The organism is Streptomyces sp. NPDC018000 (assembly GCF_044328025.1).
In the GTDB taxonomy this organism is placed as follows: domain Bacteria; phylum Actinomycetota; class Actinomycetes; order Streptomycetales; family Streptomycetaceae; genus Streptomyces.
This window is the reverse complement of sequence record NZ_JBIRGM010000004.1, coordinates 402,505-418,756: the sequence shown is the minus strand read 5'-3', so window position 1 is coordinate 418,756 and position 16,252 is coordinate 402,505. Positions and strand designations below refer to the sequence as shown.

The 16,252-nt window shown below is 67.8% G+C and carries 12 protein-coding genes and 1 pseudogene; 9 read left to right on the top strand and 4 right to left on the bottom strand.

All coding sequences use genetic code 11. The features are described 5' to 3' along the window. The first annotated feature begins 218 nt into the window (after positions 1–218). The 6 genes and pseudogenes from ACH4EW_RS13540 to ACH4EW_RS13515 all read left to right on the top strand — a co-directional run bounded on the left by ACH4EW_RS13540 (position 219) and on the right by ACH4EW_RS13515 (position 7,691). Positions 219–728, top strand: a complete 510-nt coding sequence (locus tag ACH4EW_RS13540) for an SseB family protein (RefSeq protein WP_398256051.1) — start codon at positions 219–221, stop codon at positions 726–728. After that, positions 725–1,372: a hypothetical protein gene (locus tag ACH4EW_RS13535; RefSeq protein WP_398255593.1), complete on the top strand. Its 648-nt coding sequence runs from the start codon at positions 725–727 to the stop codon at positions 1,370–1,372. The genes ACH4EW_RS13540 and ACH4EW_RS13535 overlap by 4 nt, the downstream gene beginning before the upstream one ends. Next, positions 1,372–6,120, top strand: coding sequence for a putative T7SS-secreted protein (locus ACH4EW_RS13530; RefSeq protein WP_398255590.1), 4,749 nt, complete (start codon positions 1,372–1,374; stop codon positions 6,118–6,120). Before ACH4EW_RS13535 ends, ACH4EW_RS13530 begins: the two co-directional genes overlap by 1 nt. A gap of 2 nt (positions 6,121–6,122) precedes the next feature. After that, positions 6,123–6,875, top strand: a complete 753-nt coding sequence (locus tag ACH4EW_RS13525) for a hypothetical protein (protein ID WP_398255588.1) — start codon at positions 6,123–6,125, stop codon at positions 6,873–6,875. Between the two features lie 32 nt (positions 6,876–6,907). Then, a pseudogene (locus tag ACH4EW_RS13520) lies at positions 6,908–7,372 on the top strand (putative T7SS-secreted protein); the annotation flags it as partial. Next, on the top strand, positions 7,362–7,691 hold the full coding sequence (locus tag ACH4EW_RS13515) for a hypothetical protein (RefSeq protein ID WP_398255585.1): 330 nt from the start codon (positions 7,362–7,364) through the stop codon (positions 7,689–7,691). The pseudogene ACH4EW_RS13520 and the gene ACH4EW_RS13515, both read left to right, overlap by 11 nt. A 103-nt stretch (positions 7,692–7,794) precedes the next feature. Here ACH4EW_RS13515 and ACH4EW_RS13510 read toward each other — a convergent pair whose 3' ends face one another. Beyond that, a complete protein-coding gene (locus ACH4EW_RS13510) occupies positions 7,795–8,136 on the bottom strand; it encodes an NIPSNAP family protein (RefSeq protein ID WP_398255583.1) in 342 nt (113 codons plus the stop codon). Between the two features lie 1,438 nt (positions 8,137–9,574). Continuing rightward, a complete protein-coding gene (locus ACH4EW_RS13505) occupies positions 9,575–10,780 on the bottom strand; it encodes an NADH:flavin oxidoreductase (protein ID WP_398255580.1) in 1,206 nt (401 codons plus the stop codon). A gap of 274 nt (positions 10,781–11,054) precedes the next feature. Between ACH4EW_RS13505 and ACH4EW_RS13500 the strand changes: the two genes are divergently transcribed. From ACH4EW_RS13500 to ACH4EW_RS13490, 3 genes are all read left to right on the top strand, one after another. Further along, entirely contained in the window at positions 11,055–11,759 is a 705-nt protein-coding gene (locus tag ACH4EW_RS13500) for a helix-turn-helix domain-containing protein (protein ID WP_398255577.1), read from the top strand. A 74-nt stretch (positions 11,760–11,833) separates the two neighbouring features. Beyond that, positions 11,834–12,757, top strand: coding sequence for a TauD/TfdA dioxygenase family protein (locus tag ACH4EW_RS13495; RefSeq protein WP_398255574.1), 924 nt, complete (start codon positions 11,834–11,836; stop codon positions 12,755–12,757). A 212-nt stretch (positions 12,758–12,969) separates the two neighbouring features. Next, positions 12,970–13,347: a hypothetical protein gene (locus ACH4EW_RS13490; RefSeq protein ID WP_398255571.1), complete on the top strand. Its 378-nt coding sequence runs from the start codon at positions 12,970–12,972 to the stop codon at positions 13,345–13,347. A gap of 97 nt (positions 13,348–13,444) precedes the next feature. Here ACH4EW_RS13490 and ACH4EW_RS13485 read toward each other — a convergent pair whose 3' ends face one another. Continuing rightward, positions 13,445–14,641 (bottom strand): acyl-CoA dehydrogenase family protein, encoded by a 1,197-nt coding sequence (locus tag ACH4EW_RS13485; protein WP_398255568.1) that lies wholly within the window; start codon positions 14,639–14,641, stop codon positions 13,445–13,447. A 22-nt stretch (positions 14,642–14,663) separates the two neighbouring features. Continuing rightward, entirely contained in the window at positions 14,664–16,229 is a 1,566-nt protein-coding gene (locus tag ACH4EW_RS13480) for a class I adenylate-forming enzyme family protein (RefSeq protein ID WP_398255565.1), read from the bottom strand. Positions 16,230–16,252 lie beyond the last annotated feature (23 nt).

Genomic DNA, 16,252 nt, shown 5'->3' with positions numbered 1-16,252 from the left:
CGTATCGCGCGTCCTGGCGTGGACTGCCGAGAACCGCCCGTGGCGGGTGCGGCAGTCCACGCCTCGTCAGCCTGAGCGGTCACCTCTGCCGTGTGCGCGCCGATGACGACGCCGCCGACCTCCTTGGCGATGCTGATCACCAGCGCGTCGACCATGGCCGGCAGCAGGCTGCCTTTGTTCGTTGCTCCTGGGAAGTGTGCTGTGACAGCATTCGGCGGGTGTTCGATAACGGGGATGAGATGGCGGAGCCGCCTGCCAGGCATTCAAAGATCGCCGACTTGGCCGACTGGCCTGCGCCTGACGTGCCGGCGGCCCCGTGTGAGGCGCCGGGCCCGGTTCCTGCCATGACGCCGGAGGTTGATCCGACGGCGGCGGCTCGACACGAATTTGCTGTGTTGCTGGGTGAGTTCCGGCGTACGGCGGTGCTGGTGCCGCTGGATGAGGCCGGGGATCTGTGGTCGGCGGAGCAGAACGGTGTGCGCTGGATCTGTGCGTTCTCGGACGAGGAGGCGCTGGCCCGGTTCGCGCGGGCTCGTGGGGAGGCCGGGCGGGAGTGGGCGTATCAGGCGGTGTTGGGGGCGCGGTTGTTGGATGTGATGGTGCCGTTGTTGCCGGGGCCGGCGGGGGTGGCGCTGGATGCGGGGAGTGAGGACGGCGGGATGTTGTTTCCGCCGGTGGCGGGGATTGTGCCGGATGCGGTCGCGGTGGATCTCGGGGGGATGCAGTGAGCGGGCAGAGTTCTGATCTTCAGGTGCCGCCGGAGGCGTTGGCTGCGATCGCGAAGGGGATCGATCTGGCGCATGCGGAGTTGAAGGATCTCGGCATGATCGGGCAGGCGTCGATGGGGCGGGGGTTCTCGGATCTTGCCCTGTCGGGGCTGGAGTTGGGGCATGGCGGGCTGACGTCGGAGTTCGAGACGTTCTGCAACCGGTGGGAGTGGGGCGTGCGGGCGCTGACGCAGAAAGGCAACAACTTCGCCCTGGGGGTGGGGTTGTCGGCGGGGTCTTTCGCGGAGCAGGAGCAGTACGTCAAGGACTCGTTCAAGATCGGCGTGAACTCTTTGAACGGGAATCCGCACCTGTCCGAGGACGAGGTGAAAACCATGAGCTGGGACACGATCAGCAAGCAGACCGCATATGACGACCCGGACTTCAGCATGGAGTCGATGCTGAAGGCGGATGAAGAGGTGAAGCAGACCTGGAAGGACACCGCCTACGACGTGGAGGACGCCGCGCTCGACTCGATGGAACGCACCGGGCTGGTGGACCCGGCGGTGCGAGCAGCGGCGGACGAGCGGCTGAAGGAGCAGCTTGATCCGTCGCAGGAGACGATTGATCAGGCCGAGCAGCCGCGGTGGGGGGAGAGTCGCTGATGGTGGACTGGGGGAAGCTCGGCGGAGATCTCTACGACGGTGCCGGCAAGCTGGTCGACAAGGGCAAGGAGCTCGTCGGCGAGGGGATCGACAAGGGCACCGATTTCGTCGGCGCCGGTCTGGAGAAGGTCGGCGCCGACGACTGGGCGGACGCGGTCGAGGACTGGGGCGACGAGACCGCGTCCTCGCTCGGTGCGGAGGTCGGTGAGAAGCAGCTCGGACAGACCGAGGAAACGGATGAGCTGATCCACGGCAGGCCGGAGAAGATCAGCGCCGCGGTGAAGAACCTCCGCGACTTCCAGAAGGCGTTCGATCTCGTCGGCGGCGGGATGAAGAAGCTCGACTCCGGCCACTGGAAGGGTGAGGCCGCCGACGCGTTCCGGGCGGCGTTCGAGACCCTGCCGACCGACTGGCTGCGTGCGGCGGATGCGTTCGAGGATGCGGCCAAGGTGCTGGAGACGTATGCCGGGACGGTCACGAGCGCGCAGGGCAAGGCCCGTGAGGCGATCGCTCTCTACAAGGAGGGCAAGCAGGACTACGAAACCGCTGCTGCCGCGTTCCGGGAGAAGGCGGCAGCGTACAACGCGGTCCGCAACACCGATCACCCGCTCCCACACCCGGGGCAGTTCTCCGATCCGGGGGTGGCGAAGCGGCAGCACGCTCAGGAGATCCTTCAGGGCGCGCGGCAAGCACGCAACGAGGCCGCCGAAGCGGCCAAGAGCGCGATCGCCGCGGCGATGGCCCACGCCCCGAAGGAACCCACCGGTCTGGACCGGGCGAAACAGGAGTTCGTCGACTACGAGGTCGGCCAGGGCATCGAGCTGGCCCACTTCGGCGGCGGAGTCATCAAGGGCACCGCGGGCCTGCTGAACTTCGTCCGCTCGGTCAACCCCACCGACCCCTACAACCTGACGCACCCGGCCGAGTACTACAAGGGCGTCAACATGACGCTCGCCGGCCTCGTCTCCACCGCCGCCAACCCCGACCGGGCACTCAAGAACGCCTGGGACGCCGCCAAGGGCGACCCCTCCGAATTCTTCGGCCGCTTCGTCCCCGAGTTGGTCGGGACCAAGGGCGGCGGTCTGATCAAGGGCGGCCTGCGGGCCGGGATGAAGGACGCCGTAAAGGGGGGACTTAAACCGGGCCCCGGGCGGAAGGGAGTCGAAGACCCGGCGAAGCCGTCCCGTACCGAGAGGGCACCTGAGAACGACCCGTCGGACCCGATCGACCTGGCAACCGGCACGATGTACCTCCCACAGACCGACCTCGCTCTGCCCGGCACACTTCCCCTCGTCTTCCGTCGCCGCGTCGCTTCCGACTACCGGGTCGGCCGCTGGTTCGGCCCCTCCTGGGCATCCACCGCGGACCAGCGCCTGGAGATCGACTCCGAAGGAATCGTCTTCATATCCGAGGACGGCCTGCTGCTGTCCTACCCCCATCCCGCACCCGGCGTCCCGGTCCTGCCCAGCCACGGCCCCGAATGGCCACTGGACGTGAACCCCGACGGCGACTACACGCTCACCAACCCGGACACGGGCCACGTCCGGCACTTCACCACACGTCACAGCACCGAAGCACTGCTCGCACAGATCGACGACCGCAACGGCAACTGGATCACCTTCGAGTACGACGCATCCGGGACACCGACATCGATCGTCCACCACGGCGGCTACCACCTCGAACTCACCACCGACAACGGCCGCATCACCGCCCTGCGCCTCAAAGGCGGCGCCCCCGACGGCACCGACCAGCAAATCCTCGCCTACGGCTACACCGACGGTCACCTCACCGACATCACCAACTCCTCCGCCAGCCCCCTGCGCTTCAGCTACGACGAGCGCGGCCGCATCACTTCTTGGACCGACACCAACAACAGCCGCTACGACTACACCTACGACGACCAGGACCGCTGCATCACCGAAGGCGGCGTCGAAGGCCACATAGCACTACGCCTGGACTACGACGGCATCGACCCCGCGACCGGCCTACGGGTCACGACGGCGACCGCCAGCAGCGGCGCCGTCCACCGATACCTGATCAACGACGCACACCAGATCGTCTCGGAGATCGACCCGCTCGGCGCGGTGACCCGCTTCGAACGTGACCGCCGCAACCGGCTGCTGTCCCGCACTGACCCTCTCGGCCACATCACCCGCTTCACCTGCGACGAGACAGGACGACTGACCACCGCGGTCCGCCCCGACGGCCTGGAATCATCCGTGCAGTACAACGATCTCCGGCTACCAGTCCGCGTCACCAACCCGGACCGGACCGTGGTCGAGTACGCGTACGACGAACGCGGCAACCGAACCGCGGTCACCGACCCGTCCGGCGCCATCACCCGCGCCGCCTACAGCCAAGCCGGTCACCTGATCTCCGTGACGGACGCACTTGGCAGCACCACCCGCATCCGCAGCAACACCGCCGGACTGCCCATCGAGATCACCGACCCACTCGGTGCCACCACCCGCATCGCCCGCGACGCCTTCGGCCGCCCCACCACGCTCACAGACCCCCTCGGCGCCATCACCCGCCTGGAATGGACGGTCGAGGGCAAACTCTCCTGCCGCACCGACGCGGACGGCGCCACACAGTCCTGGACCTACGACGGCGAGGGCAACTGCCTGACCCACACCGGCGCCTCCGGCGGCGTCTCGAGCTACGAATACACCCACTTCGACCTTCCGCTCGCCAGCACCCGCGCCGACGGCGGCCGCTACGAGTTCGAGCACGACAACGACCTGCGCCTCACCCGGGTCACCAACCCGCAGGGCCTGACCTGGACTTACGAGTACGACGCGGTTGGCAACATCGTGTCCGAGACCGACTTCGACGGGCGCACCCTGACCTACCGTGTGGATGCCGCGGGTCAGCTCGCCGAGCGGGTCGACGCGCTCGGCGGCACCATCTCGTTCGTCCGTGATCAGCTCGGCCAGGTGCTCCGCAAGAACGTCGACGGCCGGGTGACGACCTACGCCTACGACAGGGCCGGACGCCTGCTGGAAGCGATTGGACCGGACAGCGAACTCCGGTACCAGTACGATCGCCGCGGACAGGTCAAGACCGAGCTGGTCGACGGCCGCCCCCTTGTCTACGCCTACGACAACCTGGGCCGCCGAATCCGCCGCACCACACCGACCGGTCATGTCACGTCGTACTCCTACGGCGCCGACGGCCTGCCCGAGCAACTGACCACCGGCGGCCTGCGGGTCGACTTCACCCACGATGCCGCCGGTCGTGAACTGGTCCGCGCCTTCGGGGACGCGATCGCCATGACATCGGCCTGGGACGAGGCCGGACGGCTCGCCGCGCAGCACATCACGGCAGGAGCCCGGGCCGTCAACAGCCGCGCCTACGCCTACCGCGGCGACGGGCATCTGCTCTCCGTCGCGGACCGGCTGTCGGGCACCCGCACCTTTGATCTCGACCGCATGGGCCGCGCCACCGCTGTCCATGCCCCGGGCTGGACGGAGCGGTACGCGTACGACGACGCGGGCAACCAGACCTCGGCGTCCTGGCCGGACCGGCACCCGGGCAGCGAGGCCACCGGGGAGCGCGCCTACAGCGGCACCAGCATCACCCGCGCCGGAGGCGTCCGCTTCGAGCACGACGCCCTCGGCCGGGTCACCCTGCGTCAGAAGACCCGCCTGTCCCGAAAGCCCGACACCTGGCGCTACAAGTGGGACACGGAGAACCGTCTCACCTCCGTCACCACCCCCGACGGGACCCGGTGGCGGTACCGCTACGACCCCCTGGGCCGCCGCACCGCGAAGCAGCGTCTGGCAGCCGACGGCGAGACCGTGGTCGAGGAGGTCCGTTTCACCTGGGACGGCCTCACTCTCTGCGAACAGACCAGCCACCGACCGGACGGCCCGAACACGGTCACTCTCACCTGGGACCACCGGGACGTCGTCCCACTGGCCCAGACCGAGCGCATCTTGACGGTTGGCAGCCAGCAGGAGGAGATCGACCGGCGGTTCTTCGCCATCGCCACCGACCTCATCGGCACCCCGACCGAGCTGATCGACGAGTCCGGCGACATCGCCTGGCGCAGCCGAAGCACCCTCTGGGGCACCACCGCCTGGGCCCGTGACAGTAGCGCCTACATCCCGCTGCGCTTCCCCGGCCAGTACTACGACCCCGAAACCGGGCTCCACTACAACTGCTTCCGCCATTACGACCCGGAGACCGGCCGCTACACCTCCCCTGACCCCCTCGGCCTCGCTCCCGCGCCGAATCCCATCGGCTACGTGGACAACCCGTACGCGGGGTGCGACCCGCTTGGTTTGATGCCCAAGTACACGAAGGAGGAGAAGGAGGAAAAGAAGGCCCAGCAGGCCAGGGAAAGGGCCGCCAAGGCCGTGGACGGGATCATCGAGAGGGCGCAGGGCGGGGCCTTCCGCAAGCACCCCAAGTATCACGGGGACGAGGGACACGGTTTCACCGACGAACGGGTCTTGGAAATCTTGAAGAATCCGGACGCGGTGTACCAGTCGACGGGTAGCGCCGGAAAGCTCGTCTTCCGGCAGGGCGAGGATATCGTCGTGACCCATGGGCCCGGCTCCCAAGCCGGCCAGGCCATCACGGCGTACGGGCCTTCGGGCATCAAGGGCGAGTCCGGCGCGACGGCGCTGGGCGGTAAGGCCACGGATCCCGGTGCGCCAGTCACACATGAGGACATTGTGAGGGGACGAATCCCCAGCAAGGACGGATTTATGCCCCGCGCGGATCAAGTGAGGCAACACTGACCATGAGGCTGACCTTCGACAACGACTGGCACGCAACGGTGACGGGCGAACCGCTGCCCATCACACCTCGTTTTTCGGGCAACTCTTTGTACATCGCGCACTACAAGGACGTGAAGGAGCGTGAGCGCTTCCTCCTGGACACCTTCGGTAGCCAGGAGTGGCTGTGGGACACCCCGGACACGCTTGGGTTCGACCGGGCCAGCCGTGAGCTGATCGGCGCCGAGTTCGAACTGCCCTGCGAGTCCGCCTCCGCCGAGGACTGCGCCCGCCTCCCCTCCACGCCCCCCGTTCTCCCGGGCGGGCTGCGCGCGGACGAAGAGCGGAACTGCCGCCTTGAGGTGACCTCGGTGCTGTGCCGTGCGCCCGGGGACGCCGTGCTGACCTGTCTGCGCGACCTCGACGTCCTCGACGAACCGCTGGAGGCCCGCATCGGCATTGCTCCGGACGTGGCGCTCCTGGTCCAGCACGGCTCCATCATCGGCTGGAGCCTGACCGATCCCGCGCGCTATCTGACCACCGGTTACGCCGCCCCCAACCCCGCCCCGCCGTCCCCGGCCACCCGTCGACTGCTCAGCGCATGCCTGGACCTGATCACTGATCCGCTGCTCGACGACGTGATGGACCGCGAGCCGGCCGCGCTGGCCCGGCTCCGGACGGTCCACCAGGCCCTGCAGACCCAGCGCGAGGACCGGCACCGAGCCGACGCGCTGCTTGCGCTCATCGCCAACTTGGTGGAGGACTACAGGAACTGGTGACGGACGGTGCCGCCGAGTGAGCGGATGCGTTCGAGGACGCGGCCAAGGTATTGGAGACGTATGTGGGGACGGTCACCAGCGCGCAGGCTGGCGAGTTGATCGCTCTCTGCAAGGAGGGCAGGCAGGACTACGAGACGGCGGCTGCCATGTTCCGGGAGAAGGCGGCGGCCTACAACGCGGTCCGCAACACCGATCACCCGCTCCCGCACCCGGGAAAGTTCTCCGATCCGGGGGTGGCGAAGCGGCAGCGTGCTCAGGAGATCCTGCAGGGCGCGCGGCAAGCACGCAACGAGGCTGCCGAAGCGGCGAAGGGCGCGATCACCGCTGCGATGGCCCACGCCCCGAAGGAACCCACCGGTCTGGACCGCGCCAAGCAGGAGTTCATCGACTACGAGGTCGGCCAGGGCATCGAGCTGGCCCACTTCGGTGGCGAAGTCGTCAAGGGCACCGCGGGCCTGTTGAACTTCGTCGAGGAGGCACACCAACGTGCTGGATAACGTGCCGGAGAAAGCAGCCCTGAGCATCGAATCCATCGAGTCCGTGACGCCGGGCGTTACCGACTCGGCGGACGACGTCGCCGTGTGCGTGGTCCGCTGCGTTGAGGGGACGGCACGGCTGGGCATGGTGTTCCAGCACCCGGGTTCCGTAGTCGGCCCGGGCGCGGCCACGCCAGGGTTCTTGCTGACCGCCATTGAGTGGTACGGCAAGCAGGTCGAGCAACTGGACACCGTTCACTCCGGCAAGGTCACGCTCACCGGAGCCGGAGCGGAGACGCTGGCCAAGCGCGATGTCCTGAACTCGGCACCGCGGCACTGAACGACCCCGTCGGCCCGGCCGCCGAAGACCTCACCCCTCCTGGGGGCCGGCGGGGCAGTTACCGGCCCGCTCACGTGGCTGCAACCGTCGGCCCGCACGTGCGTCACCTGCGCCGGAACGCCCGAACGATCTCTTCCGAAGCGTCGAGAACGATCGAGTGGGAGCCGTCGATCCGGGACACGATGGCCTCGCGCGGACCGTGCCGCCATGCGTCGCTGCCGTAGAACGTCTCCTCCTGAATACGGTGTTCCTCAAGAGAAGCGAACGCGCGGATCAGGTACGCCTCCTCGTGCCCACCTTCTGCCACTAGGGAAGCCCCGCAGTCCACAACCCGGATACCGGCTTTCTCCAGCAACGGCACAGACTCCTCCCGCATGACGCGAACGAACTCGTCACCGGTGCCCGGCTTCAGCCGGTACGTGCGGATCTCAAGAATCACAGCCACTCTCCTGTGGTATGCGGGTCAAGACTCGGCGCAGCGCCGATGTCCATCACCCCCCGACACTACTGGCGACCTCTGACACCCTGACAGGGAGAAAAGCTGACCGTCACCCTGCAGGCCGCTTAATCGCGGACCGAGTCGTTACCAGGAAGCTCACCGATTCGCGAACGAAGACTACGATTGGGAACAGCACATTCCGCTATTCAAGCGGGAAGATTTGGAAGGTGAATGATGATGGCTTCGCTCGTGTATTTTCGAAAGATTTCCGAATCAGCCGAATCGGTCGAATATGTCTTCGGATTCGACACCAATGACCCTCCTCGTCGACTAGTGATGGACACGAAGAGTCGCAGATCTCGACCGATTGACGGAGAAATCGATTATGCATTCCTGAAAGCGTCACGTAAAATTAATGCGCTTTACGAAGAGACATCCCAGTGGCCTGAGCGCGGAATGAGCGTCAGCTAAATATGCGGCAAGGTCGGGACTACGCTTGCACCTGTTTCGGCGCCCTCTCCCCTGGCTGCCATTCACGCCGTGACAGGTGTCGACGTGGAGCCAACTATCACCGTCGCGAAGGGGTAAAAATCCGCCCTTGCGGAACTTGATCGCCTGTGGCGGGCACATATTTCCGATCGACTGGGCCCTTCGGGGAATATCGAATTCATCGTCCTGTCACCCGGAGGTGGGGGTGCTGCTGTCGGTTGGGTTCGGGTGAGATGCGCCATCGGGCTAAACCTTCCGTCAGGGATCGCTGCAGTGACTGATTCGCCAGAATTTCTCAGCAGACGGAAGTTGTCTGTTCGCGGTTTCCGAGGAGGATGACGAATACTGGATCATTGCCCGAAATTTCAATTAAGGCCGTGTCCTGCTTGGCGAGAAAGAGCGAGGGTAACTCTGATCTTGAGGTGCCGCCGGAGGCCGCGATGCGAGGCACCCCGGCCGGCCTCGCACCCCGGCCAGGAAGCCCTCGGCGCACGTGAGTACACCGGCACGACCATCACTCGCGCGGGCAACATCCGCTACGAACACGACGCCCTCGGTCGGCGCACGGCCGAGAGACCCGCGCTCTCCTCAACGAACGTGGCCTCCATGGCCGCATCGCGCCGACGCGGGTCAGTTCGTTTCGCCAGGGCCAGGTGGCGGAGCCGCACGGGCCCTACCGGCATCCGCCGGTCGTGCGGGTGGCTTAGGGCTGTCCCGTAATCCCTGGTGGGCGCGCGACGACAGCTGCGGCACCTCGCCGCGTTGTCGGAACGCCCGAATACATCCAGTATTCGGGCGTCCCTCCGCCTTGCGATGCACCACATCTGACGCCGCGCGCTGATCCACCACGGATTACGGGACAGCCCTTTGGCAGGCGAACAGGCCGGACAGGTCTTCGAACGCCGGCGCGGCCGGGGTGCCTCGTCCTGTCGGAAGGTGATGCGGGGATGTCGGGTCAACGCTGGAGATCAGGCTCCGGGTCCACGAGCACGCAGCGGGTGCCGCTGTAGATGGTGGGCATGCAGCGGTTGCAGTGGACGCACAGGGACGTGCTGCTGGTTCCGGCCGTGTAGCGGTTGACCAGGTCGGGCTCGCGCAGCAGGGCGCGGCCCATGGCCACGAAGTCGAAGCCCTCGGACATGGCCTGTCGAGCGGTCGCGAGGTCGGCGATGCCGCCGAGCAGGATCAGCGGCAGGTCCAGTGCGGCGCGGAACTGACGGGCCGACTCCAGCAGGTACGCCTCCTGGTAGGGGTAATCGATCAGGAAGCGCCCGCCGAACGCCTGCACGCCGAGCCGCTGCGGCTGTGGGAAGGCGGCGGCGAACTGGCGTAGTGGCGCTTTGCCGCGGAAGAGGTACATCGGGTTGAGCAGGGAGCTTCCCGCGGTGAGCTCCAGCGCGTCGACCGTACCGTCTTCCTGGAGCCACCGAGCGAGCTGCAGACTCTCGTCCAGCCAGATGCCCCCGGAGACACCGTCGTCCATATTCAGCTTGGCGGTGACGGCGATCCGGTCGCCGACCGCGTCGCGCACCGCGCGGGCGGCCCCTCGCGCGACCGCGGCCCGGTTGGCGAGGCTGCCGCCGTACCGGTCCCGGCGCCGGTTGAGCTTGGGGCTGAGGAACGCGCTGGCGAAGTAGTTGTGACCGAGATGGATCTCCGCGGCGTCGAAGCCGGAAGCGACGGCGACCTTCGCGGCCTCACCGTGCGCCCGGATGATCCGGGCGATGTCGGCCTCGGTGGCAGCCCTGGTCGTTCTCATGCTGAGTGGACTGAACCGGCGGGTGGGGCCGAGCGCCGGGCTGCGGTTGGAAGCGGCATCGGCGACCGGTCCGGCGTGGCCGATCTGCGCCGACACCGCGGCGCCTTCGGCGTGCACAGCGTCTGTCAGACGGCGCAGGCCGGGGACGGCTTCGGGGCGCATCCAGATCTGGCGACGCTCGGTGCGGCCCTCCGGGGTCACTGCCAGATAGGCGACGGTGGTCATGCCCACCCCGCCGGCCGCGGGTCTGCGGTGATACTCGATCAGCTGGTCGGTGACCAGTGCGTCCGGGGTGGCACCCTCGAAGGTTGCAGCTTTGACAATGCGGTTGTGCAGAGTCAGTGGGCCGAGCCTCGCCGGGGCGAGGACATCGGGGACGTTACGAGGCACCGATGCGAACATCAGTCAGGCATCCTCTCGTGCGCGTGGACGACGGAACAGATCCCACACAGCAGTGCGATGACGTCATGTCGGTTCGAGCCGTTCGGTGTGCAGGCCGCCGAAGGCTGGTCCGTGCCGCGGCGGGCAGGCGTGCCCTGCAGGAGAGCACAGTCTCCCTGCACTTTCAATCACGAGTGCGGATGTGCAATTGACCCTCGCCCGGCGTGACGCCTTCTCGGCATAACCTTGTCCGCCGCACTTCCATTGTTAACGCATGTGCGTTAGCTTCCGCGTCATGGACAGCCAGAGCGCAACTACCAGGCTCTATCTGATCGCGACCGCTGAGCGCCTTTTCGCGGAGCACGGCATCAACGCCGTCTCCATGCGGAAGATCGCCGCGGATGCCGGCCAGCGCAACGACAACGCGGTCCAATACCACTTCGGCTCCAAGCAGGGTCTGGTAGACGCGATCTTCAAGCATCGTCAGGTGCCGATCGACGTGCGCCGCATGGCCCTGATCGACGCATTCGACCGTGAGGGGCGGGGCGACGACCCGTACGCGATCGCCGAGGCGTTCGTCCGGCCCCTGGCCGAACTGCTGGACGATGCGCCGTCGGGCAGTTGGTACTTGCGGTTCTGCGTGCAGGCTGCCTACACCGTGCACCGCGATGTCGCCACGCTGACGCTGAGCGACCTGGAATCGCGTCCCGGTGCGCTCGGCCTGGCGGTGCTGCGTGAGCGCGCCTGTCGGATGCTGCGCGACACCCTGCCCGAGCCGCTGGTCGCACAGCGCTGGTGGCACTTCACGGGTTTCCTCGCCCACGCGCTCGCCGACCTCGAAGCCCGCCGGCATGCAGGCGGGCTGCACCACCTGGGCTCCGCTGAGCTCTTCGTCGCCGGCCTGCTCGACTCGGCGGCGTCTGTCCTCACGGCGCCGTGCCGCCCATCGACCTCGCGACTGGCGAAGACCGAGTCCGGCGCGGCGGTTCGTGGCGGCTGAACCCGGCGCGGCCCGTACGCCGCGGACCCGGAACCTCGCACCCCGTGCCCAGAACCGTCCCAGGGAGGACTGCCATGACCACCCCCAAGTCCGGAACTGATCGCCCGGTCTTCGACAACGGTGTATCGGCCGTGCCCGTCCGCGAGCTGACCCCCACCGGAGGCTTCGGTCCCCGTGCACCGTACGAGTTGTTCGAGCTCGCTCCGTGCAGTCCGACCATCGGCGCCGAGATCTCCGGCGTCGACCTGGCCCGGCCCCTCACGCCGGAGCTGCACCAGGAGTTGCACCGCGCGCTGCTGGAGTGGAAGGTGCTCTTCTTCCGCGACCAGCACCTGACGCCCCACCAGCATGTCGACCTCGCGCGCTGGTGGGGCGTCCCGGAAGTTCACCCCTTTCTGCCCAAGGCCGACCTGCCCGAGGTGGTCCGGCTCTCCCGCGGTGCCGACTCCCCGGCCGTGGAGAACGTGTGGCACTCCGACGTCTCCTTCGAGACCATGCCGCCCATGGGGTCCATCCTGCGCGCCGTACACGTGCCCGACGTGGGTGGCGACACCTTGTGGGCGGACATGGCAGCCGCCTACGACGGACTGCCCGAGGCGACGAAGTCGCAGCTGGAGGGCCTGTGCGCCGTTCACGACTTCACCCAGTCGTTCGGCAAGCAGCTCAGCGCCGAGGATCTCGCACGCGCGCAGGAGAAGTACCCCCCAGTGGTGCACCCCGTGATCCGCACGCTTCCCGAGTCCGGCCGCAAGCTCATCTACGTCAACCGGATCTTCACCAGCCGCATCGAGGGCCTGGAGCCGGAGGAGAGCCGAGAACTCCTGGATTTCCTCTTCGATCAGGCCCGTCACCCCGAGTACCAGTGCCGCCTGCGCTGGCGCCCCGGCACCGTTGCCTTCTGGGACAACCGCGCCGCCCAGCACTACGCCAACGGCGACTACTACCCCCACACCCGTGTCATGGAACGCGTGACCATCCTCGGTGATCGTCCCGAGTGACCAAGGGACCCGAGTGACCAAGGGACCCGAGTGACCAAGGGACCCGAGTGGCCAAGGGACTCGAGTGGCCAAGGGACGTGTGTGCTCCCCGCGCCGGGTAGCTCGCCGAAATGCGAGCACTGCCAGGAATTCCGCTCTCTCCAGTACGAGGAAGGGGCAACATGGAGTCATCACGGTCGCAGGAACGGCGCCGAGGACATCACACAATCCGCGTGATCTTCTGGCTTGCCGGCCTCTACTTCGGCTGGCGTTGGGCCAGCGAACCCGGTCCGGCGTGGCGGCACGCCCTGCACGTGCTGTTCATCATGCTCGCCGCCATGATTGCGGTGCACCTGGTACAACGGTGGCGCAGTCGGCACGACAGAGGCGAGGGCGTCCTCGGGAGCGTCCCCCTGCACGCTCTCTTCCTCGCCAAGCTCGCTCTGGTCGCTTCGGCGCTCGCCCTCGAGTACCTGTTGCGGTGCTGGATTGCCCCACAGCCCGCCCGAACCATCGTCGGAGTCGGGCTGGGTGCGGCCTTCGCCATCATCGGCCTTGTCCTGCACCGGCGACACGACAGCCTGCGACCCGAAGTGGAAGGTCGCTCCTGACACAGATCGCCGTCGAGGACGCGTTTGCCGGTGGGGGCGGACCGGCACGGGGGTGCCACGGTCACGGGGGAGTGCCTTCCAACGGTCGCGGGGCCGGTCAGTGGTTGAAGGCCAGGAGTTTGGCGATGCCGTTGCGCTGGATCTCGGAGGTGCCGGTGAGGATGCGGAACATGCGGATCTTGCGGAAGAGGTACTCGATCTCGTTGCCTTGCGTGAGTCCTTCCTTGCCGTGGATCTGGACGGCCTCGTCAAGGATGCGGAAGGCGGACTCGGCGACGAACAGCTTGCACATGAAGGCTTCCGTGTGGACCTCGCGCCCCTCGTCCAGCGCCGCCAGCGCGGCGTACGTCATGGAGCGCGCGGCGTAGAGTTCGGTGGCCATGTCGGCGACCTTGTGCTGGATGGCCTGCAGCATGAGCAGGGGCTGTCCGCCCGCGACCGTGCGCGTCCGGGTCCGGTTCAGCGTCAGGTCGAGGGCCCGGCGGGTCGCGCCGAGCACTGTGGGGCAGTGCAGCAGTCGGTTGGTGGTCACCCGGCCCAGCGCGATGCGCATGCCCCTGCCCTCCTCGCCGAGGAGGTTGGCGGCGGGGACGTGGCAGTCCTCCAGGACGATGTCGCTCTCGATGTGTTCGCCGGACATCGGGGTCGCCCCGTCCTCGACACGGCAGCCGGGGCTGTCGAGGTCCACCAGGAACGCCGAGAACCGCGGCTTGTCGCCCTCCTGCTCGCCGGTGCCTGCCATCCGCGCGACGACGATCGCGAAGTCGGCGAAGGGGCCCGCGGAGGAGAACACCTTGTGCCCGGTGAGCCGGTAGCCGTCGCCGTCGCGAACGGCGACCGTGCGCATGGAGCGGACGTCGGAGCCGGCGTCGGTCTCGGTGAGGGAGAAGCAGCAGGCCCGCTCGCCGCGGATCAGCGGCAGCAGGTACGTGTCCAACTGGTGCGGGGTGGCGTGCTTGAGGATGTCGCCGGCGCGCAGGGGGCCGCCCATGTCACCGAGCACGCTGTGGGCGAGGACGCGCCCGCTGGCACCGATCTCCTCCTTCAGGGCGGCGAGTTGGGTGTGGGTGAGATTCTGTCCGCCGTGCTCCTCGGGCAGGTGGATGCCGTAGAAGCCGAGTTCGCGGCTGCGGCGCCAGACGGGTTCGAGGTCCGTGCGGGTGAGGCGGGTGGCGGGGGTGATGTCGTGCCGGCGCTCGTAGTCGGCGAGTTCGCCGTCAAGGTAGTCGCGCAGTCGGTCGACGAGATCTGCGGTGGTCGGGTCGTCGTAGGTGGGGTGCAGGGAGAAGGTCACCAGGTGCTCCGAGTGCGATGGGTCAGTTGACGCGGCGGGCGGCGTTGGCCCAGTACGGTTCGCGGACGGCTTTGCGGTCGAGCTTGCCGTTGCGGTTGTGGGGGAGTTCGGTCACGAAGTCGACGGAGCGGGGCTTCTTGAAGCGGTCCAGTCGCTCCGCGCAGAAGGCGATCAGGTGGTCGGCCGTGGCGGTCGTGCCGGGGTGAGGGACGACCACGGCCTTGACGGCCTCGCCCCACTGTTCGTCGGGGACGCCGACGACACAGGCTTCCTGGACGCCAGGGTGCTCGTACAGGGCTGCCTCGACCTCGGTGCAGTAGATGTTGAAGCCGCCCGAGATGATCATGTCTTTCTTGCGGTCGACGAGGAACAGGTAGCCGTCCTCCCGCATCCAGGCGAGGTCGCCGGTGTGCACCCAGCCGTCGCGGAAGGTCTCGGCGGACAGCTCGGGTTCCTGCCAGTACTCGCGTACGCAGTCGGGCCCGCGCACGATGATCTCGCCGATCTCGCGCGGACCGAGCTCTCGGCCCGCCTCGTCCACGATCCGTATCTCGGTGTCGTAGGAGGCGCGGCCGCACGACTGGAGGAGTTCGGGGTCCTCCTTCACCGCGTGGGTGATCTCGTCGCTGCTCAGGCCCGCGACCACGCTGGTGGTCTCGCCGAGCCCGTACCCCTGGGCGACGACGGGCCCGAAGAACGCAACGGCGTCGCGCAGACGCTGAGGCGAGATGGGCGCGCCGCCGATCCGGACGCTCGTCAGGGAGGACAGGTCGTACCGCTCGGCTCCGGGGTGGGCGAGGACCATGTTGACCATGGCCGGTACGAGGAAGGTGGCGGTGATGCGTTCCTTCTCGACGGTCTCCAGGAAGCTCTGCGGGCTCCAGGTGGGCAGGACGTACGTCGTCGAGCCGCCGAACACGCCGGCCAGCAGGCCCATGCCGGTGGCGTGGGTGATGGGGCCGCAGGCCAGGTAGCGGGTGCCCGGGCGGGGCCGGGACTCGTCGGCCATCAGCAACTTGCGCATGTTCGCGAGGCGGTTGCCGACCGTCTGGACCGCGGCCTTCAACGCTCCCGTGGAGCCGGAGGTGAAGTTCAGGACGCACGGCTCCGACTCGTCCACCTCGACGAGGAACGGAGCCTCGTCGCCCTCGGCCAGCAGCGTGCCGTAGGAGACCTCGGCCGAACCGGGCTCCTGCGGGGCGTCGAGCGGGACGGGCAGGCAGTCGGTGCCCGCGGCGGCGATCGCGGCCAGGGCGTCGTCGCGGTGGGCCGCGTCGAAGGCCAGGGCCCGTACGGGGGCGTAGCGCAGGATGTGCTCGATCTCGCGGCGCCCGAGGCGTGCGTTGATCGGGGCTCGTGTCAACCCCGCCTTGTACAGGGCGAATTCGACCTCCACGAGCTCGCCGCGGTTCCATGCGAGCGAGGCCACCGCGTCGCCGGGGCGCAGTCCCCGGGCGGAGAGGGCGGAGGCCAGGCGGTTGGCCGCGCGGTCGAGTCCGCAGAAGGTCCAGGACCGGTCGCCGCACACGAGGGCGGGGGCCTGGGGCCAGTAGCGGGCGCTGCGCGACAGGTAGGTGCCGAGGTTCATGAAGAGACCTGCTTCCGAACGGA

Excerpts from the sequence above, each read along its gene's own strand:
- ACH4EW_RS13530 (WP_398255590.1), top strand. The coding sequence starts at position 1,372 with ATGGTGGACTGGGGGAAGCTCGGCGGAGATCTCTACGACGGTGCCGGC.
- ACH4EW_RS13525 (WP_398255588.1), top strand. The coding sequence starts at position 6,123 with ATGAGGCTGACCTTCGACAACGACTGGCACGCAACGGTGACGGGCGAA.
- ACH4EW_RS13505 (WP_398255580.1), bottom strand. The coding sequence starts at position 10,780 with ATGTTCGCATCGGTGCCTCGTAACGTCCCCGATGTCCTCGCCCCGGCG.
- ACH4EW_RS13500 (WP_398255577.1), top strand. The coding sequence starts at position 11,055 with ATGGACAGCCAGAGCGCAACTACCAGGCTCTATCTGATCGCGACCGCT.
- ACH4EW_RS13495 (WP_398255574.1), top strand. The coding sequence starts at position 11,834 with ATGACCACCCCCAAGTCCGGAACTGATCGCCCGGTCTTCGACAACGGT.
- ACH4EW_RS13480 (WP_398255565.1), bottom strand. The coding sequence starts at position 16,229 with ATGAACCTCGGCACCTACCTGTCGCGCAGCGCCCGCTACTGGCCCCAG.